We start from the raw sequence: 26,363 nt of genomic DNA, 5'->3' as shown, positions 1-26,363 counted from the left end.
AGAGCCCTCCGAGGAAAGGCCATGACATAGACGCTCGCGGGTCGGTGGGGAAGCCCTCTCAGGACCGCTGAACAGGCGTGCGCACCGCGATCGGCCGCAACGACACTTGCCTGAGGCCCAGCACGCCGAGCACGAAGAACAGCCAGACCGGATCACCGCGATGGAAGAAGAAGCTCTCGAGAAAGGCGTTGAGTGCGGTGAACAGCACCACCATCATGAAGAAATCGCCGAGATAGATGTTCTCCTTGCGCGGCGGAATGCGCATATAGTCGCGCAATGGTGCGATGAGGAAGGTGTAGACCGCCACGCAAAGGGCAGGGATGCCCATCAGCACCGCGATGTCGAGATAGCCGTCATGGCCGTGCACGATGGTCCTGATGTCCCACGGGCGATCGAAGGGTTGGTCCTGGTTGAGCAGCAGCGGCGTGCCCCAGAAGCTCTCATAACCGTAGCCGGTCCACGGCTTCTTCGCCAGCATCGAGCCGGCGAACTCCCACAGTGTCGTCCGGCCGGTATAGGTGAGGTCGGGGAAGTAGATGGCCGCCAGATGCTTCACCGGCGGCAGGAAGACGATGCCCAGCGTGCCGACCGCCGTGGCGATGATCGCCAGCATGAACAGGATCGGCGTACCGAGCCGCATGCCCATCAGACTCGGAAACATCACGATCAGGATCGAGAACGGCACCAGCCCGGCGGTGGTCTTGGAGCCGGTGTGCAGCATGAAGATCATCGCCGCGCAGAAGATACCCGCGCCCCACCAGCGCTGGCCGCGTCGGTAGAGATAAAGCCCGGCGAAGCTGAAGCAGGCCATGATCGGGCCGGCGATGTTCTTGTGGGTGAACACCCCGCGCCACAGGCCGGCATGTTCAGGCTCCTGCGAGTCAGCCGTGTGCATCGCCTCGTGCGGAAAGACGATCAGGCCGAGATAGGACAGGCCCATGACCACGACCGCGGTGAAGATGATGACCCTGGAGAAGGACTCCGCGTCGCGGGGTAGCGCCAGAATCGTCGCCATCGTCAGGATGCCGATCATGGTGAAGGACGCCGCGCGCATTGCTGAGGGCGGATCGGTCGCCAGCACCACCGACAGGAAGAAGAAGCCCAGCATCAGTATCCAGGATGGGCTGAGCAGCGAGCGCACGACGCGCGGATCGGCGAAGGCCATCAGCGCGAAGATCGAAATCCCGCCGAGCGAGCCGAAGCCGAGCTGATTGACGATGTCGCCCCCTTCGCCGGTGAGTTCGGCGCCGGCCGGCTGGAACGGGCGGAAGGACACCATGATGACGGTGAACAGCAGCGCGGCGATCGCGGTCGCCACGCCACCGCGCGTGAACGCGGCGCTGAGCGGCGCGCGCTCAGTTCTTCTCAGGCTGGCGGTATTGCTCATTGGCATATCCGAATTCGGCCAGCACGCGGCCCAGCGCCACATGGACGGGGTAGATGGCGGCCGCCGGGGATCCCGTGCGCGCCAGCCGCATGATGCCGCGAACCGGCGAGGCGGCAAGCAGCGCCAGGCTCCTGGCGAATACCTTGGCGCCGGCGAACGGCATGCCGGCGCGCCTCTTCTTTTCCACCAGTGTCGAGATGACACCGTTGCGTAGGCTGCGGGCGCGGATCCAGTCGGTCTCGACGCGCCGGGCCGGAACGGTCTCCCGCACCTTGGCTTCGGCGCACCAGCCCAGCACGAAGCCGCGTTGCGCCGACCGGCTGAGAAAGTCGGAATCGCCGCCGCCCATGAAATTGAATCTGAGATCGAGGAAGGGCGGCCCCATCGCGGTCAGCACGTTGCGCCCGACCAGAAGATTGCCGGACGAATAGAGCGCGGGCACCCGTCCCGTCTCCCGGTAGGGGGGTGCGAAGACGGGATGCTCGGCCCATTTGGCATGGGCAGGATCGGCAAAAACGGGCACCTGCGGGCCGCCGACGATGTCGGCGGCGAGCGTTTCGGCGGCGTGGCACATCCGCTCCAGCCATTGCGGATCGGCGGTCTCGTCATCGTCGATGACAAGAAGATGCTTGAAGTTCGGGAACTGCAGGATCGCCGTCTGCCAGCCGGCATTGTAGGCGCTGCAATTGCCGCGCTCATGCGCGATGATGACCATGCCCGGTATCTCGCCGCGCTCGAACAGCGGCAGCACCGCCTTGGCGCCCTCCCGCGCCTCGGCCTCGTTCTCGATGACGATGACGGCAAAGCGCCTGTCGGTTTGCTGCGCGCGCAGCGACGCCAGTGTCTCCAGCACCTGCTGCGGCCGCTTGAACGTCGGCAAGGTGACGATCGCTTCGACGGCCTCCACGTCGAGCAGGCGAGATCGTCCCGCGATCGATACCGAACCGTCCAATGGCAAAGGGATCATCCGTGTCCAGCCGCGTCGTGAGTCGCGTTCTGGTAGCACCACGATGATAAGGTTTCGTTAATCACCTTGCACGGAGAGGCCCGCCAGACATGGGTTTTGGGGCGTTGATCGTGCTCGTTTAATCAAGGGTTCACCGCGCTTTGCTACCGGCTACACCACAGGATAGGTAAGATGCATCTGCTGTTCGCCACATCGATCGTGCCCGACGGTGCTCTCGCCTCGGGCTACGAGATAGCCAACGCCGCGATTATCGCCGCCCTGCGGCGCGCCGGCGCGCGCGTCACGGTCATCGGCTTCACCTGGCCCGGGAAAGCCGCGGCCGATCCCGAAAATACCGTGGTGCTGGGGGCGGTCGACGTGCGCACCGAAAGTGCTTCGCCGCTGCAAAAGCTTGTCTGGGTCGGCAAGGCGATGTTTTCAGGCCTGACCTTCGCGTCGGTCAAGTTGCGTGCGGTGTCCAGCCACGATGTTCAGGCCGCCCTCGAACGAGCCGGTCCGTTCGATGGCTATGTGCTGAATTCCGTGCAGTTCGCCGGTGCTTTCGAACGGGTCTTCGAAGACCGGCCTTCGATTTTCGTCGCCCACAATGTCGAGCATCTCTCGGCGCGGGAGAACGCCGTTGCCGCCGCCGGCATTTTCCAGCGCCTGCTGTTTCGGCGCGAGGCAAGGCTGCTCAAACTGGTCGAAGAGCGCCTCTGCCGCCGCGCGCGTTTTGTCTTCACGTTGGCCGAGGAGGATCGCGGGGCACTTGGCGTCGCCTCGGATGATCGTTCGGCGGTGCTGCCGCTGGTGACCGGCGCCACGGCGCCAGTCTGGAACGGCCGGCGCGCGATCGACTGTGACGCGGCCCTGATCGGCACCTGGACCTGGCAGCCGAACCGCATCGGCCTCGACTGGTTCTTGGGCAAGGTGGTGCCGCATCTGCGGCCTGGTTTCCGCATCCGCATAGCGGGTCACATGCCTTCCGGCGTCACCTCCGCGCATCCGGGCGTCGAGTTTGTCGGCCGTGTCGCAGATGCCAGGGCTTTCGTGCGCGGCGCGGCCGTCATCCCGCTGATCAGCACCGCGGGCAGCGGCGTACAGCTGAAGACCATCGAGACCTTCGAGCTTGGCCTGCCCTCGGTCGCCACCAGCCGGTCGCTGCGCGGCATCGACCATCGCCCCGACAATTGCGTCGTCACCGACGATCCGGCCGGCTTCGCCCGGGCCCTGGAGGCAGCCGCGGCCGACATTCACGATGTCGATGGCAGCACCTTCCATCGCCGGCAGGTCAAGGCGCTCGACGCCGCGGTTCGTGTCGGTCTCGAAAAAATCGGCGCCGTGCGGGAGGAGGTGTTTGCATGAACATGCACGCCGCCCGCGCCGCGTTCGGCTTTGACAGCCTGAAGGCAATCCTCGGTATCCCGGTGCTGGCGATCCGCTGGGACGATGCGATTGCCTTGCTGAACCGATTGATCGCCGAGCGGCGCTTCACCAAGGTCAGTTTCCTCAACGCCCACAATGCCAATATCGCCCACACCGACCCGGTGTTCGCCGAGGCGCTCGACGATTTCCTCATCCTGCCGGACGGCATTGGCGTCGATCTCGCCGCGAAGCTTCTCTACGGCGCGCCGTTTCCCGACAATCTCAACGGCACCGATTTCGTGCCGGCCTTCCTGCAGGCTTCCAAGAGGCCGCTGACGGTGGGGCTGCTCGGAGCAACCCGTGTCAACGCCGAGGCGGCGTCCGTGAAGCTGGCGGCGCTTGCCGTGCAGCACAACTTCGTGGTCATTCACGACGGTTATTTCTCCCCCGCGCAGGAGCCGGAGATCATCGACCGCATCGCAAAGCTACGGCCTGATATGCTGCTGGTCGCGATGGGCGTGCCGCGCCAGGAATTGTGGATTGAACGCCACATCGACGAACGCCATTGCACGCTGCCGATCGCGGTCGGCGCGTTGCTCGATTTCCTGAGCGGCTCGGTGCCGCGCGCACCGCTGTGGATGCGCCGCCTGCGGCTGGAATGGCTGTTCCGTCTGGCGGTCGAGCCGGGCCGGCTCTGGCGCCGCTACGTGGTCGGCAACCCCCTGTTCCTGTGGCGGGTCGTCAAGCAGAAATGGGCGCGCGGCGCCGAGGCCGTCGCAGATGCTCCCGGAGAGTTTCGTTGAACAAGCGGTTCGTCCCAGACCCGCTGGCCGGCCCAGGCCTGTTGCCGAAGACGCCGACGGCAGCGGTTGTGACGGCAAGCTACGCCCCGGATTTCGAACGCTGCCGACTGCTGTGCGAAACGCTTGACCGGCATGTCTCGGGTGCCGCGCACCACTACATTCTGGTCGAACATCGCGACCTTGCGCTTTTCCGTCAGTTGCAGACCAGCCGCCGTTCGGTCGTCGATGAGCGGGATCTCCTGCCGCGCTGGCTGCGCGCCTTCGACGATCCGCTCAGCCTGTTTCGCCGCCGCGTCTGGCTCAGCCTGAAAACCCAGCCGCTGCGTGGCTGGCACGTGCAGCAGCTGCGCCGTATCGCCATATCGGCGCACGCAGGGGAAGATGTGCTGATCTTCTGCGATTCCGACGTCGCTTTCCTGAAGGCGTTTGATTGCGGTGCCTTCTGGCGAGATGGCAAGGCGCGTTTGTTCCGCCGGGATGGCGTGCTCGCCGATGACGGCCATGACGAGCATCGCTTGTGGTCGTGCAATGCCGGAACGGCACTTGGCATCGATTCGTCCCGGAGATCGGTCCATGATTATATCTCGACGCTGATCGCCTGGCGCCGCGACACGGTGCTTGCCATGTGCGGCCGGATCGAAAAGGTCCATGGCCGCGACTGGGTCGAGGTCATCGGCTCGGCGCGCAAATTCTCCGAATGCATGATCTACGGACGCTATGTCGACGATCTGCTGGACGGAGCCGGCCACTTCCACGGTTCGGAAGAATTCTGCCGCGTCCACTGGACGGGCGAGGCGCTGTCGGACGACGAGTTCCGCCGCTTCGTTGCCAGCATGGCGCCAGAGCAGGTGGCAATCGGCATGCAGTCCTTCATCGGCACCGATATAGGCCGGATCCGACGCCTGATCGGGCTTGATCGCTGATTTGTCCTAGATTGCCTTGGCCGGTCTGCGCAGCGCCGAATAGGTCAGCAGCATGGACGCGAGGTAGAGCAGCAGGAAGACGATGTTGAGCGACAGCACCAGATCAGATGTTTCGGAAATGGTGGTCAGCACATAGATCAGCAGCAGCGCCTTGAGGGCGGCGAGCAGGCCGAGATTGAGCGCCCGCACCAGCGTCTGGCCGCGCGCGAAAAGAAGCTCGGCCTGGTATTCGACCAGATTGCGCAGTCCAGGCACACAGATCGCCAGCGCCACCAGGGGTGAGGCCTCGGAAACATTCCTGCCGAGTGCGTTGGGAAAGAAATGCAGCACGATGCCAAGCGCTGCCAGCGCCAGCGTTGAAACGAGGAACACGCCGCCCTCGATGCCGCTCTTTATCGCAAGGCGCGACAGCAGCTCCGGCGCGCGCATCATGCGCTGCACGAGCATCATGGAGAAGGTACGGATGGGGATCGCCGTCAGGTCGACGAGCCGCATGATGATGGCATAGATGCCGGCCAAATGCGGGCCGCCGATCGCCAGCACCAGCAGCTTGTCGAATTCCGATTGCAGGTAGAACAACACCTCGGCGCCGGCCACATAGATGGAATCGGCGAGCCGCCGCAGATAGAGTTCGATGCGCAGCCGCAGCCGCTGGCGTGGATAGAACCAGCCAAAAGCCAAAAGCAGCGAGGCGGCGTTGGCCCCTATGTAGAACCACGACCACATCCAAATGTCATGCTGTGGCGAGACCATGAACAACACCGCGCCAAGCGCCCGCAGGGCGGTGGCCAGGATCGCCAGCACGGCTGCACGGCCGAATTTGCCCAGCCCGTTGTTGACGATCAGCGCCACTTCCACCGGCCGCCACAGCAGCGCCTCGGCAAAAACGATCGCCGTGAATACCGACAGCGGCACGGTGCCTGCAAAGAAGATCAGGTAAACGCCGAACGAGGCCACGGCCAAAAGCGGCAGCGAGACGGCGCCGAGCAGCAGGAAACCCGCTGTGAACGTGCCGATCAGATTGGGGCGGATGGTGGCGGTGCGGTAGAGTGCCGAAATGAAACCGAAGGCGAGAAGCCTCGACAGCATGACGCCGGCCGCCGAGGCGGTGGCGAACATGCCGAACTCTGCGATCGACAGCGTATTGGCGAGCGCGATGAAATAGGCGAGTGAAAACACCAATCGCCCGCCGGCGCCGCTGATCGCCGAAAAATAGTCGCGCACCAGCCCCCGCCGTTCGGCCATCAAGGTGCCGATCCGCGCGAAGGTCCGCCTTTGCGGTATGTCGCTGGCCTCAGTCATACGTCGAGGAAAATGCATAGGCTGGAAAGTTTAACGCGCCGTTCTGAAGCTTTTAGTTGTGTTGAAAGTTCTTACAAGAATGACGTGAATTCTTGCCGTCCTCTTTCGAAATTAACTTTTTGTTTCCTATGCCTGTTTAGCGTGGCTTAACGAATGGCCGACCGCCGCTGCCAAGCGGCCAAGAGTAAAGCTCCACGACATGGTCGACAGGGAAAACCGTGAAGACTGGAAGCGCGAGCGCTCCTTGCTGGCGCTTGGTGAAGCCGTGCGTGGCGAGGACGATGCTTCGCTGGTGTCGATTGGAGATCGCGCGGACCCCTCATGGCGCGAGGATGCCGCCACGCGCCATCGCCTGGCTCGTTCCCGTCGCGAGACGAAGGCGAGCCCACCTCGGTCGGCAGCTGAGAACGCCGAACGGTCTCGCCTGGACGAGGAGCAGCCGTCTGAATCCGACGGCGCCTGGCGTTCGCGGGGGGAAACCGGCACTGGCGATTTGCCACCCGACATGCCGCAAGCAAGGCCCGCCCCCGAGGAACCTTCGGGCACGGGTGGCGCCCACGATGCAATCGGGTCCCGCGCTGCGGGCAGAGCCGACCCGTCCTCCAATGGCGGGGCGGACAGTCAGCAGTGGAAGCCGCTGATCGATCCTATGCTGGTCGTTCGCGGCGTTGCCAGGTCGAAGCTGCTGATCGTTGCGACCACGATACTGGGCGCTGGACTTGGCGTTGCCATCGCCTTGTCGATGCCGAAGAAATACGAAGCCACGACCGAACTGATCATCGAGCCGGGTGACCTGAAGCTCTCCGACCGCGATCTCACCCAACCGGTAGGCCAGCCCGATGCCGCTCTGGCCGTCGTCGAAACCCGGATCAAGATGCTAACCTCGGGCACCGTTCTCGATCAGGTCGTCAAGAATCTCAACCTCGTCAACGATCCGGAATTCAATGGCCAGGGCTCCGGCGGCCTCGGCGTCATGTCGCTCATCCGCTCGATCGTGTCGCGCAACGATGGGCCTGGCGGCGTCGATGAGGTTCGCCGCCAGGCTCTGGCTGTCGGCAATCTGGCCAAGAGCCTGTCGGTCGAACGCAGCGGCAAGACTTTTGTCATTTCCGTCAGCGCCGTGAGCCAGAACGGCGACAAGTCGGCGCTCATTGCCAATACCACGAGGACCGTCTTCCAGCAGGAAGCCGCCAAATACCAGTCCGACATGGCCGGACGCGCGACGAACGAATTGACGTCCAAGCTCGATGATCTGCGCAAGGGGGTCGAGGCGTCCGAGCGCAAGGTCGAGGATTTCAGGGCCACGCATGGCCTGGTCGACGCGCAAGGCCATCTGATCAGCGACGATCAAATGCTGAAGCTCAACGAGCAGCTCTCGGTCGCCCGCGCCCGCACGCTGGAACTCAATGCCCGGGCAGCGTCGGCGCGTTCGCTGGATGTCAATTCCGTTCTGACCGGCACGTTGCCGGAAGAGATCAACTCCAACGCCATGAGCGATCTGCGCTCGCAATATGCAACGCTGAAGCAGGAGGCCGATCGTGCCGCGGTCCGGCTGGGACCGCGTCATCCAGAACTCCAGGCCCTCGACGCCCAGATCGCCGGCGCGCGCGAGCGCATCGCGGCTGAACTGCGCCGCATCGCCTCTTCGCTGCAGGTCGACTTGAAGCGCGCGGTTCAGCTCGAACAGGACCTTGCTTCCCGGCTGGCCCAGGCAAAGGTCCAAAGCGGCGACGTCAACAGCGACCTGGTTGCCCTGCGGGAGCTGGAGCGCGAGGCCACCGCCAAGCGTTCCGTCTACGAACAATATCTCCTGCGCGCCAAGGAGACTGGTGAACAGACGGGCATCAACACGACCAACATCAATGTGATCACTCCCGCCCAGGCTCCACTCGAGCCAAATGGACCCTCACGGGCCTTGGTGGCGCTGGCCGGCCTGCTGCTTGGCCTTGCCGCCGGCGTTGGCGTTGGCGCTCTGCGTGGCACCTATGACAGCCTGCGCGAGACGGCAAGCGCGCGCTCACGCCGCGAGCGCAAGGTGGACGAACGCAAGTTGGCTGACCAGAGAGCGCCTCGCGAGGAGCAGGCATTCCGGGCGGAGCCTCCGCCAGAGCCACCGATGGCGGCAGCGCCTGTGCCGCCGCCGCCCGCACCACCGCCGCCGGTCACGCGGACCGAGGCCGCTCCCGCCGAAAGCTCCGGGAGGATCGGCGCACTTATGTCGAGACTGCGCAAGGCCATGTCCCGCAAGCCGTCCGCCGAAGCCGACGACGACATCTCCAGCGGGTTCGGCCTGCCCGCCTTCGCCGACAACGGACGGCCTGTCAACGCTCCGCTATTTCCTGGCCATCCGGAGTCCGGTTTCGGGCCTCGGCAGGCGGCCGGCCTGGATTATTCGCAGTCACCCTTCCAGCCGGGCCCCGATGCGGGGTATGGGCAGCGGATGACCTTGCCTTCGCGCTCGCCCCTAATGCCGCAACAGGCAACGTACCCGGCTCCCCCGTTTCCGTCCTCTCCCTATGCACAGCCGTTGGGCTACCCCCAGGCGCAGCCCTGGTCGCAAGCGGGCCATCCCTCCACGCAAAGCTCAGCGGGACCTTATGCGGCGCAGATGCCGTATCCGCCGCCGCCCGCTCCTCCGGCGCAGCCACCGGCCGCCCCGCCCGCGAGGCCGACCCCGGTCGAGGAGGGTGGCGAACAAGCATCGGTCGAAGAGATTCGCGCCAGCCTGCGTGAATTCCGCGAAGCGGTCCGCGAACTCACGGAAAACCGCACCCGCCGCCGCTACTTCTGAACCATCAGATAGGCTGCGGAGGCCGAACAAAACCGTGCCGGTTTCGCGTAAACGGCATGGGAAGGCGCTTTGACGGGATTGCGAGCTTGTATTTTCGTGACAATGCCGCGCTGCAGATTGCCTGCGCCGCGGCATTATGTTCTCGAAGCGGCGTTGGGCGGAACGATGTTGAGGGTGGCATGGCCGAAGTGATTGACGGAAAAAGCGTTGCCGAAGACGTGGTGCGGACGGTCAAGGCGTTGACTGCCGAGCTGGTCGCCAAGGGCCAGGCCAAGCCAGGTCTGGCCGTGGTCATCGTCGGCGAGGATCCGGCGAGCCAGGTCTATGTCGCCTCCAAATCCCGTACCGCCAAGGAATGCGGCTTTCATTCGCTTCAGCACACGCTGCCGGCGGAAACGTCCCAAGAGGCGCTGCTCAAGCTCATCGCCGAACTCAACGCCGATCCTGAAATCAACGGCATCCTGGTCCAGCTTCCGCTGCCAGCCCATGTCGATGCCGGCAAGATCATCCAGGCGATCGCGCCGCACAAGGACGTCGACGGGTTCCATTTTATCAATGTCGGCAAGCTCGGCACCGGTGAACTCGACACGGCCTTCGTTCCCTGCACGCCCGCCGGCTCGATGCTTTTGATCGAGCGCGTGCGCGGCAAGGACCTGTCCGGCCTCAACGCCGTTGTCGTCGGCCGCTCCAACATCGTCGGCAAGCCGATGGCCAATCTGCTGCTTGCCGCCAACTGCACCGTCACCATCGCGCATAGCCGCACCAAGGACCTGCCGGCGCTTGCCCGCACGGCCGACATCCTGGTCGCTGCTGTCGGCAGGCCGGAAATGATCAGGGGTGACTGGGTCAAGCCTGGCGCCACCGTCATCGATGTCGGCATCAACCGCATTCCCGCGCCCGAGAAAGGCGAGGGCAAGTCGCGTCTCGTCGGCGATGTCGCCTATGCCGAAGCGGCCAAGGCGGCCGGTGCGATCACCCCGGTGCCCGGCGGTGTCGGGCCGATGACCATTGCCATGTTGATGGCCAATACGTTAGCTTCGGCCTACCTTGCGGCCGGATTGAAGCGGCCTTCCTTCTGAGCCCGGGTTGACCCTGAAAGCCGCAGCTTTGCCGAACCCCACTATTTCCCCGGAACGGCCGGTCACGAATGATCCCGTTCAAGGCGGCCGGCAGTTCGCTTTCCTGCTGGTCGACAAGTTTTCCATGTTCTCGCTGGCCGCCGCGATCGATACCTTCCGATCGGCGAACCGCCTGCTCGGTCGCGATTTCTACGGCTGGACAACTGTGTCGGCCGATGGTGACCCGGTGATGGCTTCCAACGGCCTGCCGCTCAAGATCGACTACGCCGTCGCCGACCTGCCGCCGGTCGATATTCTCTTCGTCTCGGTCGGCTTGACTACGGAATTTCCGGGCAAGAGCAAGGTTCTGGCCGCCTTGCGCAGCTGGGGCCGGCGCGGCAACGCGCTTGGTGCCTTGTCGGTCGGATCCTACCTGCTGGCCGAGGCCGGCCAGCTCGAAGGCTATCGCTGCACCATTCATTGGGAAAACCGCGCCGGCTTCGTCGAGCGCTTTCCCGACATCAACTGCACGGGCAACGTCTTCGAGATCGACCGCAAACGCTACACCTGCGCCGGCGGCACCACCTCGATCGATCTGATGCTGGAGATCGTGCGTGGCGATTTCGGCTCCAACCTCGCCAATGGCGTCGCCAACCAGTTCCAGCACGAGCGCATCCGCTCCGCTGGAGACCGCCAGCGCGTCGGGCCGGAACGTGACCTCACCGGCAAGTCGGAGAAGTTGCGACGCATCGTCGAACTGATGGCCGACCATCTCGATGAGCCGCTGTCGGCGGTACAGCTCGCCAAGTCGGCGGGCCTCTCGGTGCGCCAGGTGGAGCGGCTGTTCCTGCGCCATCTCAACGTCACGCCCGGACGCTACTACATGCGGCTGCGGCTGGAGCGGGCGCGCGAATTGCTGCGCCAGACCAACATGCCGATCCTCGACGTGGCGATCGCGACCGGCTTCACCTCGCATTCCTATTTTGCCCAGAGCTATCGGCTGCAGTTTGGCCGCCCGCCCTCGGAAGAGCGCCGCACGACATACTGAATTGGGTACGCACGGGCCCTATGCGAGCTATCGTTGATAGCGGTGGCTTGTGTCCCTGCACGCGCTCAAATAGCTTCGGCCAGCGGACGGGGTGGCTAACTCAGGAGATTTCGATGGCGATACTTGCGCGGAGCGTCGCTGCGGCGATCCTCCTTTTGTCGACGACGACATTCGGCTTTGCCGCCAACAAGGTCATCATCATCCTCGACGCGTCGGGATCGATGTGGGCGCAGATCGACGGAAAGCCCAAGCTCGAAATCGCCCGCGAATCGCTGAGGACCGTGCTTCAATCGGTTCCCGCTGACGACGAGATCGGCTTCATGGCCTATGGCCATCGCGAAAAAGGCAGCTGCGACGACATCCAACTGATCGTGCCGCCCCAGGCGGGCTCGGCAAGCGCCATCTCGGCAGCCGCCGACAGCATGAAGTTCCTCGGCAAGACGCCGCTGACGGCAGCCGTCAAGCAGGCGGCCGAAGCGCTGAAATACACCGAGGACAAGGCAACTGTCGTTCTTATCACCGATGGGCTCGAAACGTGCGGCGGCGACCCTTGTGCGCTTGGCAAGGAACTCGAAGCCTCCGGCGTCGATTTCACCGCCGACGTCGTCGGCTTCGGCCTGACCGCCGACGAAGGCAAGCAGATTGCCTGCCTCGCCGACAATACCGGCGGCAAATACATCCAGGCTTCCGATGAGAAGGCGCTGCAGGAGGCGCTGGTCGAGACCGTCGCGGCACCGGCGCCCGAGCCAGCACCGGCCCTCGCTTCGGCACCAGCGCCCGAGCCGGCGAAGCCCGAGTTCAATTTCATGCCGACCGTGGTGCTGGCCGAGGGCGGAGATCCTGTCACCGACGGCAATGCCTGGGAAGTCTACAAGGCCAAATCGGACGGCACGCGCGGCGACAACGTCACCACCGAATACGGCGACTACAAAGCCAATCTGGAACCGGGCGACTACATCGTCGTCGCGCGCGACGGTGAGGCCAAGACGGAGCAGAAGATCAAGATCGAGGCGGGCCAGGTCTACAAGCCGCTGTTCACCTTGAATGCCGGCACACTCATCCTGCATCCGCGTCCGAGCCAAGGTGCCGATGTGGCCGGCGGGGCGGCTGTCGTGATCGCCTATCCGGGCGTCGACAACCCTCCGACCTATTATGGAGACACGAAAGTCGTGTTGCCGGCCGGCGACGAGAAAGTGACCGTCACGATCGGACAGGGCGTGGTCACCGAAACGATCCTGCTTGCCGCGGGCAGGGTGATCGACAAGGACATCATCGTCGGCGTCGGCCATGTCGTTGCCAACGCATACTATGTGGCCGGCGGCGACAAGGCTGACGGTTCAGGCACCGGCTTCAAGGTGCTCAAGGCCAAGAAGAAGATCGATGGCACCCGCGACGAGGTCACCTATGCCTATGGCCCCGACAGCAAGTTCGATCTGCCGCCCGATGACTATGTGCTGATCGCGACGGTCGATCTCGCCGTCGTGGAACAGCCTTTCAGCGTCAAGGTCGGCGAGTTCCAGGACCTCAAGGTCGCCATGAATGCCGGCGTGCTGGCAATCACGGCGCCTAGCACCTCCAAGATCGAGATCTTCGAGACGAAGAAGGACATCAATGGCAATCGCAAGTCGATCGGCTATGCCTATGACGAGAAGTATCAGGCCGCGATAGCGGCCGGCGATTACGCCGTGGTTTCGGAGAAGTCGGACAACAGCAAGAAGGAAGGCGCCGTGACCGTGAAGGCCGGAGAGCGGGTTGAACTGACGGTGCAATGAGGATTGCGATTTCGACCGGCAAAAAGGGCGGCCACGTGCCGCCCCTTTTCATGCCGGACAGAATGCGTCAGGCAGTGCCGAACGCGCTGGCGCCGTGATCGGCGCGGCCCACCAATTGGCGGAAGCCGGCGAACAACTCGCGTCCGAAGCCGAATTCATTGCCGATGAGATCGACTTCGGCCGTGCGGCGCAACGCGAATTCGGTGCCTGGCACCAGCACTTCGAGCGTGCCGGCATCGGCGTCGAGGCGGATGATGTCGCCGTCATGGATCCGCGCGATCGGCCCGTCCTCGACCGCTTCCGGCGTCACATGGATTGCCGCCGGCACCTTGCCGGAGGCGCCCGACATGCGCCCGTCGGTGACCAGCGCCACGCGCTGGCCGCGATCCTGCAGGATGCCGAGCACGGTGGTCAGCTTGTGCAGTTCCGGCATGCCGTTGGCCTTCGGACCCTGGAAGCGGATGACGGCGATGAAGTCGCCGGTGAGTGTGCCCGCCTTGAAGGCGTCGTTCAGCCCCTGCTGGCTGTCGAACACCTTGGCCGGCGCCTCGATGACACGCCGCTCCGGTTTGACGGCCGATGTCTTGATGACGGCGTGACCGAGATTGCCCACCAGCACCTTCAGGCCGCCCGTCGCCTGGAAAGCCTTGTTGAACGGCGCCAGCACCTTTTCGTCGCCGCTTGCGCGCGGCGAAGCCTCGCGCAGCACAGCGCCGTCGGCGCCGAGCTTTGCCTCGACCGCGTACGGCCGCAGGCCTTCGCCCCACACCGTCTGCACATCCTCGTGCAGGACGCCTTCGTCGAGCAGTTCGCGGATCAGGAAGCCGAGGCCGCCGGCTGCATGGAAATGATTCACGTCGGCAAGTCCGTTCGGATAGACCCGTGCCAACAGAGGCACCGCTTCCGAGAGGTCGGAAATATCCTGCCAGGTCAGCGCGATGCCGGCGGCGGCGGCCATGGCGATCAGGTGGATGGTGTGGTTGGTCGAGCCGCCGGTGGCATGCAGGCCGACGACGCCATTGACGAACGAACGTTCGTCGATCATCCGCCCGACCGGCGTATAGGCGTTGCCGAGCGCGGTGATCGCCAGTGCCCGTTTCGTCGCTTCGCGGGTCAAGGCGTCGCGCAGGGGCGTGCCGGGGTTGACGAAGGACGCGCCCGGCGTGTGCAGGCCCATGATCTCCATCAGCATCTGGTTGGAGTTCGCCGTCCCGTAGAAGGTGCAGGTGCCCGGCCCGTGATACGACTTGGACTCGGCTTCCAGGAGTTCGGCGCGTCCTGCCTTGCCCTCGGCATAGAGCTGGCGGACGTTGGCCTTCTCATCGTTGGGCAGGCCTGTCGTCATCGGGCCGGCAGGAATGAACACCGCCGGCAGATGGCCGAAGGCTAGTGCGGCGATCACCAGACCCGGGACGATCTTGTCGCAGACGCCGAGATAGACGGCGGCGTCGAACATGTTGTGCGACAGGCCGATCGCGGCTGCCATGGCGATCACGTCGCGCGAAAACAGCGACAGCTCCATGCCGGGCTGGCCTTGGGTCACGCCATCGCACATCGCCGGCACGCCGCCCGCGACCTGGGCGATGCCGCCCGCCTCGCGCGCGGCCTCCTTGATCAGGGCAGGGAAGGTCTCGAAGGGCTGATGCGCCGACAGCATGTCGTTGTAAGAGGTGATGATGCCGAGATTGGGCACCTTGTCTGCGCCTAGCGCCAGCTTTTCCGAGGGGCTGCAGACCGCAAAGCCATGGGCAAGGTTGCCGCAGGACAGCACCGACCGGTTGGCGGTCCGGTTCGACGCTTCGGCGATACGGCTGAGGTAGCGCTCCCGGCCCGCTTTGGAGCGCTGGCGTATCCGTTCGGTGATGACTTCGATGTCTCGTCTTGCGGTCATGGGATCAGGTCCTTTCAGGCGAGGTCCCGGAAACATCCTCCCGCCGTTGCCGGGACCACTTGTAAACTTGAAATCAGGGCGCCCAGAAAACCTCCACGGGCTTGGGCGATGCGTCGAGCACGGCACGGATCGGCTTTCGCGGCCCGGACGCGGCCGCGCCGTCGAAGGCGGTGCGCTTGTCCTCGCCCTCGATGTGCAGCGCGATGAAACCGGCGTCGATGATCCGCGCCAGGGTCAGGGTCAGCCGAGGCTCACCCGCACTTACGGCGTGAACCGGCAGGATGATCCTGTCCGAGGCGGGGTCGAGCAGCTTCGGCAGATCGTCGGCGTCGGGAAAGAAGGAGGCGGTATGGCCGTCAGGCCCCATGCCGAGGATCACGACATCGAGCGGCCAGGGCAGGGATCGCAGGGCCGCATCGTCGGATGCCGCGGCATCCTCGATGCCGACCGCCTCGTGGTAGAGCGGAACGAAGCGGGCCGCCTTGGCCGCGTTCTGCAGCAGGTTGGCGGCAACCAGCCCGGCATTGGATCGCGGCGAGGAGGCCGGCACGAAACGTTCGTCGACCAGCGTCACGATCACCTTGTCCCAGGCGATCGGCGCCGCGGAGAGCGCGGCAAAGAACTTTGCCGGTGTCGTGCCGCCGGAGACCGCCAGCAGTGCCGTGCCGCGCCCGGCGATCGCCTTGGTCAGGGTATCGGCGACGCGGCCAGCCAGCGCCGAGGCCAGTTGCGGACGGTCGGGAAAAGCGTTCCAGTTGTAGCTGGCGCTGTTCAATTGCTCTCGTGCCATGTCCGCCCGTCACGTTCGATCAGTGCTATCGAGGCCGACGGCCCCCATGTGCCTGCCGTATAGCCCTGCGCTTCCTGCTTGGCGCCTTCCCAGGCATTCTGGATCGGGTCGATCCACTTCCAGGCGGCTTCCACCTCGTCGCGGCGCATGAACAGCGTCTGGTTGCCGCGGATGACATCCATGATCAGCCGTTCATAGGCGTCGGGCGCGCGGCCGTCGAAAGACTGCGCGAAACTCATGTCGAGCGAGATCTGGCGCAGCCGCATGCCGCCCGGGCCTGGGTCCTTGATCATGATGAACTGCTTGACGCCTTCGTCCGGCTGCAGCCGGATGACCAGCTGGTTGGCAAAGATCGGCCCCGCGCCGCTGTCGCCGAAGATCGAATGCGGGATCGGCTTGAACTCGATGACGATTTCCGAAACCCGGGTCGCCAGCCGCTTTCCGGTCCTGAGATAGAACGGAACGCCGGCCCAGCGCCAGGTGCCGATCTCGGCCTTGATGGCGACGAAGGTCTCGGTGTTGCTGTCCTTGCCGAGTTCCTCGACATAGCCTTTCACCGGTCCCCCGGCCGACGCACCGGCGCGGTACTGGCCGCGCACGGTGTGCTTCGGCGCCTCGTTGCCGTTGATGCGCTTCAGCGCCCGCAGCACCTTGAGCTTCTCGTCGCGCACCGCGTCGGCGTCCATCGACGAGGGCGCTTCCATGGCGACGAGGCAAAGCAGCTGCAGCATGTGGTTCTGCACCATGTCGCGCAGCGCACCGGCCTTGTCGTAGTAGGTGACGCGGTCTTCCAGGCCCACGGTCTCGGCGACGGTGATCTGCACGTGGTCGATGTGGGCGGAATTCCACAGCGGCTCGTACAGCGCATTGGCAAAGCGCAGCGCCATCAGGTTCTGCACCGTCTCCTTGCCGAGATAGTGGTCGATGCGGAAAATCTGGCTTTCGTGGAAGTCGTCGCCGACCAGGTCGTTGAGCGCCTGCGCTGAGGCAAGATCGCGGCCGATCGGCTTCTCCAGCACGATGCGCGAATTCGGCGTGATCAGATTGTGCTCTTTGAGCTTGTGCGAGATGTCACCGAACAGCGCCGGCGCCACGGCCAGGTAAAAGGCGCGGATGTGGTCGCTTTCGCCGATCGCCTTTTTCAGCTTGTCGAAGCCGGCGCCGCTCGTTGCATCGGCCGGGACGTAGGAAAGCCGGGCGAGGAAGGTCTTCAACTCCTTGGCATCGATATCGGCCGGCTTGACATGGTCCGAAATCGCCTGCTTGGCGAAAGCCTGGAACTCCTCGTCGCTCATTTTCGAGCGCGACGTGCCGATGATGCGCGTCGGCTCGGAGAATTGATGGTCGCGCTGGCGATAGTAGAGCGACGGCAGCAGCTTGCGTTCCGACAGGTCGCCGGTACCACCGAAAATGATGAAGTCGAAAGGGTCGACGGGGATGATCTGGCTGGTCATGGTCTGTCCGCTTTGACGCCGGTCGCAAGTACGAGGCTGATATATTCTAATCGATTTAAATTTTCCAGTGCCATGGTGTCACATCAAGGACCAACCGCTGGATTTTGCGTCGGTCCACGTGTGCGCTTGACACTGGCGCCGCCGGGAGGCTTGTCGGTGAACGAAGACTCCGGAGGCTTTCGCAGTTGCAGCATAGAACGTGAATGTGACGAAAGCTAAGGGAGAAATCGGCGCGCCTTGCGGCATCGATTGCATCGGTCGCCAGCCCTTGTGCAAGCTGTGCAGTGATATCGAGGAAGTCCATGAGCGGGAAAAGCATGCGTCTGGAAAACAAGGTCGCCATCATCACCGGTGCGGCATCGGGCTTCGGCGAAGGCATGGCCAAGCGCTTCGCGGAAGAGGGCGCCAGGGTCGTTGTCGCCGATCTCAACGCCAAGGGTGCCAAACGCGTCGCCGATGAGATCGGCGAGGCGGCAATCTGGACGCAGACCGACGTTTCGTTGCGCTCCGAGTTCGACGAGATGGTCTATGCCGCCAAAAGCGCCTTCGGCCGTGTCGACATCATGGTCAACAATGCCGGGTTCACCCATCGCAATGGCGACATGCTCAAAGTCGACGAGGAAACCTTCGACCTGATCACATCAGTCAACATGAAGGCGATCTATCACGCCGCCCTTGCGGTTGTGCCGATCATGGAGCGGCAAGGCGGCGGTGTCATCTTGACCACGGCGTCTACCGCAGGATTGCGGCCGCGGCCCGGCCTCACCTGGTACAATGCCTCGAAGGGTTGGGCGATCACCGCCACCAAGTCGATGGCGGTGGAACTCGCGCCCAGGAACATTCGCGTCAACTGCCTTTGCCCGGTCGCCGGCGAGACCGGGATGCTTGAAAAATTCATGGGCGCCGACACGCCCGAGATCCGCGAGGCATTCCGCGCTTCGATCCCGCTCGGGAGGCTGTCGACCCCGCTCGATATCGCCAACGCGGCTCTATGGCTGGCCTCGGACGAGGCCGCTTTCATCACCGGGGTCGCGCTGGAGGTCGATGGCGGGCGCTGCATCTGAACGCGGCGATCGTCGGATATTACGTGCCGGGCTTGACGTAGCTCTTGTACACCCAGCCGTGCTTGCCGTTGTAGACGATCTCGCACCACTGCTTGCAGCCCATCAGTTGCACCGAGGTCCGGGCAGGGATCGTACCGATGGGGGTGGCCCCCTTCTTCGGAGCACTGCGCATGGTCACAGCCCTGAGAATACGGCCGTTGCCTGTCGCCGCCACCTTGCGCGGCTTCGCTTTGGCTGCGTTGTCCTCGCCTTGTGCATTCGCGGGTTTTTGGTCCGGTGCTTGCGGCTGCGTCTCCGGAATGGCGGCGGTCTGCGCGCCATCGGGATTGCTGCTATTGGCAGGCGGGCTCGGCGCGGCGACCTTGGCAAGCTCGTCGGCGGCATCGGTATCGGTAGACGATTGCGCGAATGCCGCCGCTGTTTTGTCAGGCGCCGGCTCGGGCTGCTTGGCTACCTGGCTGGGAGCCGCCGTTTGATCGGGATCAGTTGCCGCGGCAGCCTTCGGCTGCGCCCCTGTCCAGCGGGGATCATTGGCGGCAAGCGCTGGTATGTCCACCGCCGCCGCTGCCTTGGTCAGTGACACCTGGCTGGACTTGCGCTCCGCCTGCGGCGTCACGGCCGCCACCGTCACCGTCGTCCCCGAGGAGGGAACTTTCGTCGTCTTCACCGGAATGGTCGGAATGCTCTGCTCGGGACTGGCGGCTGCTTGCCTCTCGCCGGTCGGCAACGCCAGCCAGAGCGCCACTGCGGCAACGCCAAGCAGTGCCGCGGTGCCTATTGCCGCGATAACCAGGTGCGAGTTCGAACGGACTCCCTGCCAGAATGACGGGCGCATGTCATAGCCGAACTGCATGGCGAAGCGCCGACGTTCCGGAGCACCGAAACTGAAGGGCTCTCTCACTCTTGCCACCTCCATAAGCGGGCCGGTGTTCTTTCGATCAAATATCGCAAGTCACGCGTTCGATCAGCATCGGTCCCAAAACGCGGGCGGGCCCGCAACAATCCCCGAACAATCGCCCAGATGCGGACCTTTCGCCCGCGATTGTGGCGTCAGTACGCCATTAGCAAGGATTCTGCGCTTTTGCCGGCAATTCCGCAATGTGTCGCCCGGGCAACAAATATTACATGAATATTACAATATTACATGAGTTCGTGATCGCAGGGATAGCGGCGATCCAATCCCAGCCTAAGCACGTCGCGTTGGAAAAGACCCCACGACGCACTTGGATCTTGTTTTGTGCATGTCGTTCTTCCCAAAGGTAACTTTGCGCGACGCATTAGATCCTGTCCCGCAGCGCAAACCAGTTGAGCGCAAGGAAAAGCAGCGGCGCCCGGAACCGGCGGCCGCCAGGAAATGGCGGGATTTTCAGCTCCTCGATCAGCTTCAGCCGGTCGCGGTTGCCGGTGATGGTTTCGGCATAGAGTTTGCCGAAGAAGTTCGACAGCATGACGCCGTGACCGGAATAGCCGCCGGCCGAGATCACATTCGGCATCACTTCGCGCACGAACGGCTTCCTCGGCACGGTGATGCCGACATAGCCGCCCCAGCCATGGGTGATCTCGACATCGCCGAGCGCCGGATAGAGCTCCGCGATCTGGCGGCGAATGTGGATGTGGATATCTTTGGGATCGTTGACGCCATAAACCTCGCGTCCGCCGAACAGCAGCCGTCCATCCCTGGATTTGCGGAAATAGCGCACGACGAAGCGGGAATCGTCGACCGATTCGCCCCCCGGCAACACGTTCGAATCCGACCCCAGCGGCACGGTCGCGCCGATGAAGGATCCGATCGGCATGATGTGCGCGGCACTCACCGGCTCGAGCGTGCCGCCATAGGCGTTGACCGCGATCAGGCATTTTTGCGCCGAGATCGTCCCTCTCGGCGTGGAGACCCTGACCTTGCCGCCTGCCGAGACGATGCCGGTCGATGGCGTCCCTTCGAACAAGTGGGCGCCAGCTTGTGCCGCCGCCCGCGCCGTGCCCATCACCAGCTTCATCGGATGGATATGGCCGGTGCCGATATCGCGCGTGCCGCCGAAATAAGCGCTCGAGCCCAGCCGATCCGCCGTCTCCTTCGCATCCATGAAGGAGATGTGCGGGTACGAGAAGCGGCCGGCCATGATTTCGGCATGCGCCTTGTAGTCGTCGACATAGCGCGGCTTGTGCGCGACCGAGAGCTGGCCCGGCATGTAGTCGATATCGATCTGGTTGAGGGCGGCGAAGTCGAGCAGATGCGCTTTCGCCTCTTCGGCGAGATCGAACAGGGCCCTGGCGCGGGACAGACCGTATTCGGCCTCCAGGTCCTCGGCCCAGGCACGCTGCCCGGTGCCGAGCTGGCCGCCATTGCGCCCCGAAGCGCCGTCGCCAAAACGATAGGCTTCGATCAGGACGACGCTGGTACCGGCCTTGGCCAAATGCGTCGCTGCCGACAGGCCGGTAAACCCGCCGCCGATAATACCGACGTCGCAGGTCCGATCACCGTCGAGCGTTGGATATTCGGGCCGCGGCCCAGCCGTGTCCTCATACCAGGATCGGCCGGGGGAAATGGGGGATTGGTAGTTCATGATGCTCACAGGGCAGTAGGGCAGTAGGGCAGTAGGGCAGTAGGGCAGTAGGGCAGTAGGGCAGTAGATAAACTACTCGGGTGACAATTTGCGGATTAGAAGCCGCAAGAGCGTTCCCACACTCTCGCTGCGGTTCATCAGCGGTTGGGCTATCTCATGCGAGGTGATGCCGACGCGTTGCGCGATCAGCAGATGGGTCTCCAATTCTTTGAGTGATCCTTGCGCAATCCTGAGAAATTGCTGATAGGAAGCCCGGCTTTCCCGTCCGTAACCCTCAGCTATGTTGGCGGGCACGGAGGTGGCTGCCCTGCGTAGCTGAGCAGTCACGCCATAGAGTTCTTCTTTCGGCCAGGCTTTTGTCGCCTCGTAGACTGATACTGCTAGGTCCATGGCCTGCTGCCAGACGATCAGATCCCTGTACGATTCGATCTTCGCCATCGTCTGCCACCCCCCTTACTGCCTTACTGCCTTACTGCCCTACTGCCTTACTCCCCTAAACATTCAGCAGCAGATATTCCCGCTCCCACGGACTGATCACTTCCATGAACGTTTCGAATTCCGCCCGCTTGATCGCCGCATAGGTGGCGGCGAAGGACTTGCCCAGCAGTGCGCAGAGTTCCTCGTCGCCTTCGAACAGGTCGACGGCTTCGAGCAGGCTGCGCGGCAGGTCGATCTCGTGCGCGTTGGCGGTGGTCAGCACGGGAGGCTCGGCCTTGATCTTCCTGGTGATGCCGATCAGCCCGCAGGCAAGCGAAGCCGCCAGCGCCAGATAGGGATTGGCATCGGAGGACGGGATGCGGTTTTCAACGCGCCGCGCCGCTGGATCGGAACGCGGCACGCGGAAAGCCGTGGTGCGGTTGTCGTAGCCCCATTTGTTGTTGACCGGGGCAGAGGCCGCCTGCGTCAGCCGCCGGTAGGAATTGACGTAGGGCGCGAACATAACCAGCGCATTCGGCACGTGCTTCTGCATGCCGCCGATGAAATGGAAGAAATCCTCGGTCTCCGAACCATCCTCGGCCGAAAAGATGTTCCTGCCCGTCTTCTTGTCGACGATCGACTGATGGATATGCATGGCGGAGCCCGGCTGGCCCTGAATCGGCTTGGCCATGAAGGTCGCGTAGATCTCATGCTTGAGCGCGGCTTCACGAATGGTGCGCTTGAACATGAACACCTGGTCGGCGAGCTCGATCGGGTCGCCGTGGCGCAGATTGATCTCGAGCTGGCCGGCGCCCTCTTCGTGGATGAGCGTGTCGATCTCCAGGCCCTGGCTTTCGGAGAAATGGTAGATGTCGTCGATCAGTTCGTCGAACTCGTTGACGCCGGCGATCGAATAGCCGGCGCCGCCGCCGATCGCGCGCCCCGAGCGGCCGACAGGCGGGGTCAGGGGATAGTCCGGGTCCGGATTCTTGCGCACGAGGTAGAACTCGATTTCGGGTGCCACGACCGGCTTCAGCCCAAGCTTGTCATAGGCCGCCAGCACGCGCTTCAGCACATTGCGCGGCGTGAACTCGACCGAGCGGCCGTCCTGGTGGACGAGGTCGCAGATGACGGCGGCCGTCGGGTCTTCTTCCCAGGGAACCACGGTCAATGTCGACAGGTCCGGCATCAGCTTGAGGTCGCCGTCGTCTTCCGGATAGTGAAAGCCGTTACCGTCCTCCGGATAGCCGCCGGAAATCGTCGTCATGAAGACCGCCGAAGGCAGCGCCAGTGAGGTGTTGGAAGTGAATTTCTTCGACGGCATCATCTTGCCGCGCGCCACGCCGGCCTGATCAGGCGTGATGCATTCGATATCCTCGATGCCGCGCCATTCCAGCCAATCGCTGACTTCCTTCCAGTTCTTCACACCTCGCAGGTTTTTCACGAAGGCAGGCGTGCGCGCCCGTCCTCCGCGGCTCGACGGACGGACTTCCTTTTTTGCAGGCGGCATCATTCACCAGATTGGGTTGCGGATTTTCAAGTATAGCCGTGCCGTGCGACCGAAGGGAAGGGGAGCCGCCGCGGGCATTTGCCGTTGCGGGTTGAAAACCGGTTGCCGGTCGGCATAGGTTTGGCGTCTTCCCGCACTCGAGAAGCCGGCGATGAGATCCAGCAACGAACTGACCACGATCGGCTTCGACGCCGACGACACGCTTTGGCAGAACGAACGGTTCTTCCGCATGACGGAAAAGCGCTTTGCCGCCATGCTGGCCGATCATGGCGAGGGCGAGCAGATCTCGGCTCGACTGTTGGAAGCCGAGAGGCGCAATCTCGCGATCTACGGTTTCGGCATCAAGGGATTTACGCTCTCGATGATCGAGACGGCGATAGAGGTCACCGACGGGCGCGTGCCGGCTTCCGTCATATCGGAGATTCTCGACGCCGGCCGCGAGATGCTGGGCCATCCGATCGAGCCCTTGCCGCATGCACGCGAGACGGTCGAGAAGCTCGCCGGCACCTTCCGCCTCGTGCTGATCACCAAGGGCGATCTGTTCGATCAGGAGCGCAAGCTGGCTGGCTCCGGGCTGGGCGAGTTGTTCTACGCCGTCGAGATCGTCAGCGACAAGACCGCCGCGACCTATGCGCGCCTTTTCAACCGCCATGGCGATGGCCCGGCAAGGAGCATGATGGTCGGCAATTCGCTGAAGTCGGACGTGGTGCCCGCCATCGAGGCCGGCGGCTGGGGTGTCCATGTGCCGCACGAATTGACCTGGGTGCTCGAACATGTGGAGGCGCCGGTCGCCGAGCCGCGTTTCCGCCAGATATCGGATCTCAGCCAATTGCCCGCGCTTGTCGAAAGCATCAGGAACAGAGTTTGATCGTAGACCTCCGACTGCTTTTTTCGCGCAATTCTGGATGGAAAAACGGTTTTCGCCTTTTGGAATCGTTTTAGCGGCCGGTCAGGCGATCGATGACCGGTTGCAGCCGTTCGGGCGTGATCGGCTTGGCCACCACCGCGTCGACAACATGCGCCAGGCCCAGGCTCTCGGGCGTGCCATTCTTGGTTGAAAGCAGGATCACGGGAGGAAGTGCCTTGCCCGCGGCTCGCCGCAACGTGTCGATACTGGACATCAGCGTGTCGCAGTCTTTGTTGTCGGGGCCACCATCGAGGACAACCGCCCCGGGGATAAGCGAACGTAAGGTCTTCACCGCCATTTCAGGCGATTCCGAGATTGGTTTGAGCCCGGAACGCTCGACGATTTTAGACACCACGACGCGATTGATCGGCGACTTCCCGACAACAAGCACCCGCGAAGGATCTCGGATCGTCTCAATGTTTGAACCCCGGGTCACCCGATTCAGATGTTTTGTACTCTCCCCCTCGTCACTCACTAGGCACCCAAGTCGGCCAAGAATCTTGCCCCTATTTCAATGCAGAGTTGAATCTGCGGACAATTGGCGTGAGATCGCACCCTATGTCAAGTTGAAATAAAAGACTTCTGAAACCGTCTCCCACACAGTGGATTCAAGCAACAGTACTGTACTGCCCTGTCCATAGCTTGGTTGCGTGAAAATAAAATTCACCTACGCATACGCGGCGCGGGCAAATGGCCGGTTGTAGCGCCTCCGGGTCAGCCATGGCTTTGTTGTGTAACGATGACCGGGATCAGCAGGTCGCCCCAATTGCCGTCGCCGCCATGGTGCCTCGCGGAGCGCACGAGCTCCACCGAGACGCCCGCCTCGACCGCCTTCATCACCGATTGGTTGAGCCTGTGCAGGTCGTTGGCCAGCATGCGGATTGTCGCCTGCTGGTCGACGCTCATCGTGGTCGATTGCTCTTCGGCCCGTTCCTTGACGCGGCTTATCGATGCCATTGGTCTTCTCCTGTGTCTGAGGCCCTGTTGGGCGTTTCCTCTGTATTTCCTGGTCGCTATTCCGCGGCCGGCTTGAACTGCGCGTGCTCGGTCGATTCATGCATGGCCGTGGTCGACGACCGGCCGCCGGTGATCGCCATAGAGACCGCGTCGAAATAGCCGGTGCCGACCTCGCGCTGGTGCTTGGTCGCGGTATAGCCATTGGCTTCCGCCGCGAATTCCGCTTCCTGCAACTCGGAATAGGCCGCCATCTGCCGCGCCTTGTAGCCGCGGGCGAGTTCGAACATGCCGTAGTTGAGCTGGTGGAAGCCGGCCAGCGTGATGAATTGGAACTTGTAGCCCATGGCGCCCAGTTCCCTCTGGAACTTGGCGATCGTCGCGTCGTCGAGATTCTTCTTCCAGTTGAACGACGGCGAGCAATTGTAGGCGAGCAGCTTGCCTGGATGGTGCCTGCGCACCCCCTCGGCGAATTTCTTGGCCTGCGCCAGGTCGGGCTTCGAGGTCTCGCACCAGATCAGGTCGGCGTGCGGCGCATAGGCAATGGCCCGCGCGATGCAAGGCTCGATGCCGTTCCGGACCTGGTAGAAGCCTTCCACCGTGCGGCCGGCATCATAGTCGACGAAGGGCTGGTCGCGTTCATCGATATCGGAGGTCAGCAGCTTTGCAGCTTCCGCGTCCGTGCGTGCCACGACCAAGGTGGGCGTGGCCATCACGTCGGCCGCGAGCCGCGCCGCGTTGAGGTTGCGGATATGCGCCGCGGTCGGGATCAGCACCTTGCCGCCGAGATGGCCGCACTTCTTCTCCGACGCCAACTGGTCCTCGTAATGGACGCCAGCGGCACCGGCCTCGATGAACGCCTTCATGATCTCGAAGGCGTTGAGCGGACCGCCGAAGCCGGCTTCCGCGTCGGCAACGATCGGTGCGAACCAGGTCTCCACAGAAAGCCCCTTGCCTTCGGAGGTTTCGATCTGGTCGGCGCGCTGCAGCGTGCGGTTGATGCGCTTGACCAGTTCGGGCGCCGCATTGGCCGGATAGAGCGACTGGTCCGGATACATCGCCGAGGCGGTGTTTGCGTCGGCGGCGACCTGCCAGCCCGACAGGTAGATCGCCTTCAGCCCGGCGCGCACCTGCTGCATCGCCTGGTTGCCGGACATGGCGCCGAGCGCGTTGACGAAGTCCTCCTCGTGGATGAGTTTCCACAGCCGGTTGGCGCCCATTTCGGCAAGGCTCTGACGAATCTGCACCGAACCGCGCAGCCGCTTCACGTCCTCCGGCGAATAGGGACGTTCAATGCCGTCGAAGCGACCTTCAGGCGCCGAGGGGACGAGGTTGTAAAAATCAGTCATTGGTCACTCCGAAGATTTCTGCACAGCCAATTCTCGGGCCGCTTCTATGTGACTGAATTTACATTTTG

22 protein-coding genes are annotated in these 26,363 nt (G+C 63.5%); 9 read left to right on the top strand and 13 right to left on the bottom strand.

What is annotated here, in order from left to right:
• Positions 1-58 precede the first annotated feature (58 nt).
• Both LB555_RS14980 and LB555_RS14975 read right to left on the bottom strand, forming a co-directional pair.
• A complete protein-coding gene (locus LB555_RS14980; RefSeq protein WP_140660781.1) occupies positions 59-1,387 on the bottom strand; it encodes an O-antigen ligase family protein in 1,329 nt (442 codons plus the stop codon).
• Positions 1,356-2,354 carry a glycosyltransferase family 2 protein gene (locus LB555_RS14975; RefSeq protein ID WP_140660782.1) on the bottom strand — a complete coding sequence of 333 codons (999 nt, stop codon included), beginning with the start codon at positions 2,352-2,354 and terminating at the stop codon, positions 1,356-1,358. Before LB555_RS14975 ends, LB555_RS14980 begins: the two co-directional genes overlap by 32 nt.
• A 171-nt stretch (positions 2,355-2,525) precedes the next feature.
• Between LB555_RS14975 and LB555_RS14970 the strand changes: the two genes are divergently transcribed.
• From LB555_RS14970 to LB555_RS14960, 3 genes are read left to right on the top strand one after another with little or no spacing between them, the layout of a single operon-like run.
• Positions 2,526-3,698, top strand: a complete 1,173-nt coding sequence (locus tag LB555_RS14970; protein WP_224683160.1) for a glycosyltransferase family 4 protein — start codon at positions 2,526-2,528, stop codon at positions 3,696-3,698.
• Positions 3,695-4,501 (top strand): WecB/TagA/CpsF family glycosyltransferase, encoded by an 807-nt coding sequence (locus LB555_RS14965; RefSeq protein ID WP_015316291.1) that lies wholly within the window; start codon positions 3,695-3,697, stop codon positions 4,499-4,501. The genes LB555_RS14970 and LB555_RS14965 overlap by 4 nt, the downstream gene beginning before the upstream one ends.
• Positions 4,498-5,424 carry a DUF6492 family protein gene (locus LB555_RS14960; protein WP_224683159.1) on the top strand — a complete coding sequence of 309 codons (927 nt, stop codon included), beginning with the start codon at positions 4,498-4,500 and terminating at the stop codon, positions 5,422-5,424. Before LB555_RS14965 ends, LB555_RS14960 begins: the two co-directional genes overlap by 4 nt.
• A gap of 6 nt (positions 5,425-5,430) precedes the next feature.
• Here LB555_RS14960 and LB555_RS14955 read toward each other — a convergent pair whose 3' ends face one another.
• Positions 5,431-6,726: a lipopolysaccharide biosynthesis protein gene (locus tag LB555_RS14955; RefSeq protein WP_140715824.1), complete on the bottom strand. Its 1,296-nt coding sequence runs from the start codon at positions 6,724-6,726 to the stop codon at positions 5,431-5,433.
• Positions 6,727-6,925: 199 nt separating this feature from the next.
• Here LB555_RS14955 and LB555_RS14950 point away from each other — a divergent pair, with 199 nt between their 5' ends.
• The 4 genes from LB555_RS14950 to LB555_RS14935 all read left to right on the top strand — a co-directional run bounded on the left by LB555_RS14950 (position 6,926) and on the right by LB555_RS14935 (position 13,395).
• A complete protein-coding gene (locus tag LB555_RS14950) occupies positions 6,926-9,517 on the top strand; it encodes a GumC family protein (RefSeq protein WP_224683158.1) in 2,592 nt (863 codons plus the stop codon).
• Between the two features lie 179 nt (positions 9,518-9,696).
• A complete protein-coding gene (gene folD, locus LB555_RS14945; protein WP_140876764.1) occupies positions 9,697-10,596 on the top strand; it encodes a bifunctional methylenetetrahydrofolate dehydrogenase/methenyltetrahydrofolate cyclohydrolase FolD in 900 nt (299 codons plus the stop codon).
• Between the two features lie 28 nt (positions 10,597-10,624).
• Positions 10,625-11,623, top strand: a complete 999-nt coding sequence (locus LB555_RS14940) for a GlxA family transcriptional regulator (protein WP_032922464.1) — start codon at positions 10,625-10,627, stop codon at positions 11,621-11,623.
• Between the two features lie 113 nt (positions 11,624-11,736).
• Positions 11,737-13,395: a vWA domain-containing protein gene (locus tag LB555_RS14935; RefSeq protein WP_224683157.1), complete on the top strand. Its 1,659-nt coding sequence runs from the start codon at positions 11,737-11,739 to the stop codon at positions 13,393-13,395.
• A gap of 67 nt (positions 13,396-13,462) precedes the next feature.
• Here LB555_RS14935 and edd read toward each other — a convergent pair whose 3' ends face one another.
• The 3 genes from edd to zwf form a co-directional block, all read right to left on the bottom strand.
• Positions 13,463-15,286, bottom strand: coding sequence for a phosphogluconate dehydratase (gene edd / locus LB555_RS14930; RefSeq protein ID WP_224683156.1), 1,824 nt, complete (start codon positions 15,284-15,286; stop codon positions 13,463-13,465).
• Between the two features lie 73 nt (positions 15,287-15,359).
• Positions 15,360-16,076 (bottom strand): 6-phosphogluconolactonase, encoded by a 717-nt coding sequence (gene pgl / locus LB555_RS14925; protein WP_015316299.1) that lies wholly within the window; start codon positions 16,074-16,076, stop codon positions 15,360-15,362.
• Positions 16,058-17,530, bottom strand: a complete 1,473-nt coding sequence (zwf, locus tag LB555_RS14920; RefSeq protein WP_015316300.1) for a glucose-6-phosphate dehydrogenase — start codon at positions 17,528-17,530, stop codon at positions 16,058-16,060. Before zwf ends, pgl begins: the two co-directional genes overlap by 19 nt.
• Positions 17,531-17,847: 317 nt before the next feature.
• Between zwf and LB555_RS14915 the strand changes: the two genes are divergently transcribed.
• A complete protein-coding gene (locus tag LB555_RS14915; protein WP_041163342.1) occupies positions 17,848-18,594 on the top strand; it encodes an SDR family oxidoreductase in 747 nt (248 codons plus the stop codon).
• Positions 18,595-18,613: 19 nt separating this feature from the next.
• Here the strand turns inward: LB555_RS14915 and LB555_RS14910 are convergent, their stop codons facing one another.
• The 4 genes from LB555_RS14910 to LB555_RS14895 form a co-directional block, all read right to left on the bottom strand.
• Complete coding sequence (locus LB555_RS14910; protein WP_224683155.1) at positions 18,614-19,495, bottom strand: SH3 domain-containing protein; 882 nt, start codon at positions 19,493-19,495, stop codon at positions 18,614-18,616.
• Positions 19,496-19,871: 376 nt separating this feature from the next.
• Positions 19,872-21,158 (bottom strand): NAD(P)/FAD-dependent oxidoreductase, encoded by a 1,287-nt coding sequence (locus LB555_RS14905; RefSeq protein WP_224683154.1) that lies wholly within the window; start codon positions 21,156-21,158, stop codon positions 19,872-19,874.
• 72 nt (positions 21,159-21,230) lie between these two features.
• The gene (locus LB555_RS14900) at positions 21,231-21,596 is read right to left on the bottom strand and encodes a four helix bundle protein (protein ID WP_015316304.1); all 366 of its coding nucleotides are present in this window, start codon (positions 21,594-21,596) and stop codon (positions 21,231-21,233) included.
• Positions 21,597-21,651: 55 nt separating this feature from the next.
• Positions 21,652-23,088 (bottom strand): glutamine synthetase family protein, encoded by a 1,437-nt coding sequence (locus LB555_RS14895; protein ID WP_015316305.1) that lies wholly within the window; start codon positions 23,086-23,088, stop codon positions 21,652-21,654.
• A gap of 148 nt (positions 23,089-23,236) precedes the next feature.
• Between LB555_RS14895 and LB555_RS14890 the strand changes: the two genes are divergently transcribed.
• A complete protein-coding gene (locus tag LB555_RS14890) occupies positions 23,237-23,953 on the top strand; it encodes an HAD family hydrolase (protein WP_140660793.1) in 717 nt (238 codons plus the stop codon).
• Between the two features lie 70 nt (positions 23,954-24,023).
• Here the strand turns inward: LB555_RS14890 and LB555_RS14885 are convergent, their stop codons facing one another.
• The 3 genes from LB555_RS14885 to aceA form a co-directional block, all read right to left on the bottom strand.
• A complete protein-coding gene (locus tag LB555_RS14885) occupies positions 24,024-24,467 on the bottom strand; it encodes a response regulator (RefSeq protein WP_015316307.1) in 444 nt (147 codons plus the stop codon).
• Positions 24,468-24,706: 239 nt separating this feature from the next.
• Complete coding sequence (locus LB555_RS14880; RefSeq protein ID WP_006202762.1) at positions 24,707-24,949, bottom strand: hypothetical protein; 243 nt, start codon at positions 24,947-24,949, stop codon at positions 24,707-24,709.
• A gap of 56 nt (positions 24,950-25,005) precedes the next feature.
• Complete coding sequence (gene aceA / locus LB555_RS14875) at positions 25,006-26,295, bottom strand: isocitrate lyase (RefSeq protein ID WP_023772829.1); 1,290 nt, start codon at positions 26,293-26,295, stop codon at positions 25,006-25,008.
• Positions 26,296-26,363: the final 68 nt, after the last annotated feature.

Origin of the sequence: Mesorhizobium sp. BR-1-1-10 (assembly GCF_020165595.1) — a bacterium.
Classification (GTDB): Bacteria; Pseudomonadota; Alphaproteobacteria; order Rhizobiales; family Rhizobiaceae; genus Mesorhizobium; species Mesorhizobium australicum.
The sequence above is the reverse complement of the archived record's forward strand: the minus strand, read 5'-3'. Positions and strand labels throughout refer to the sequence as shown.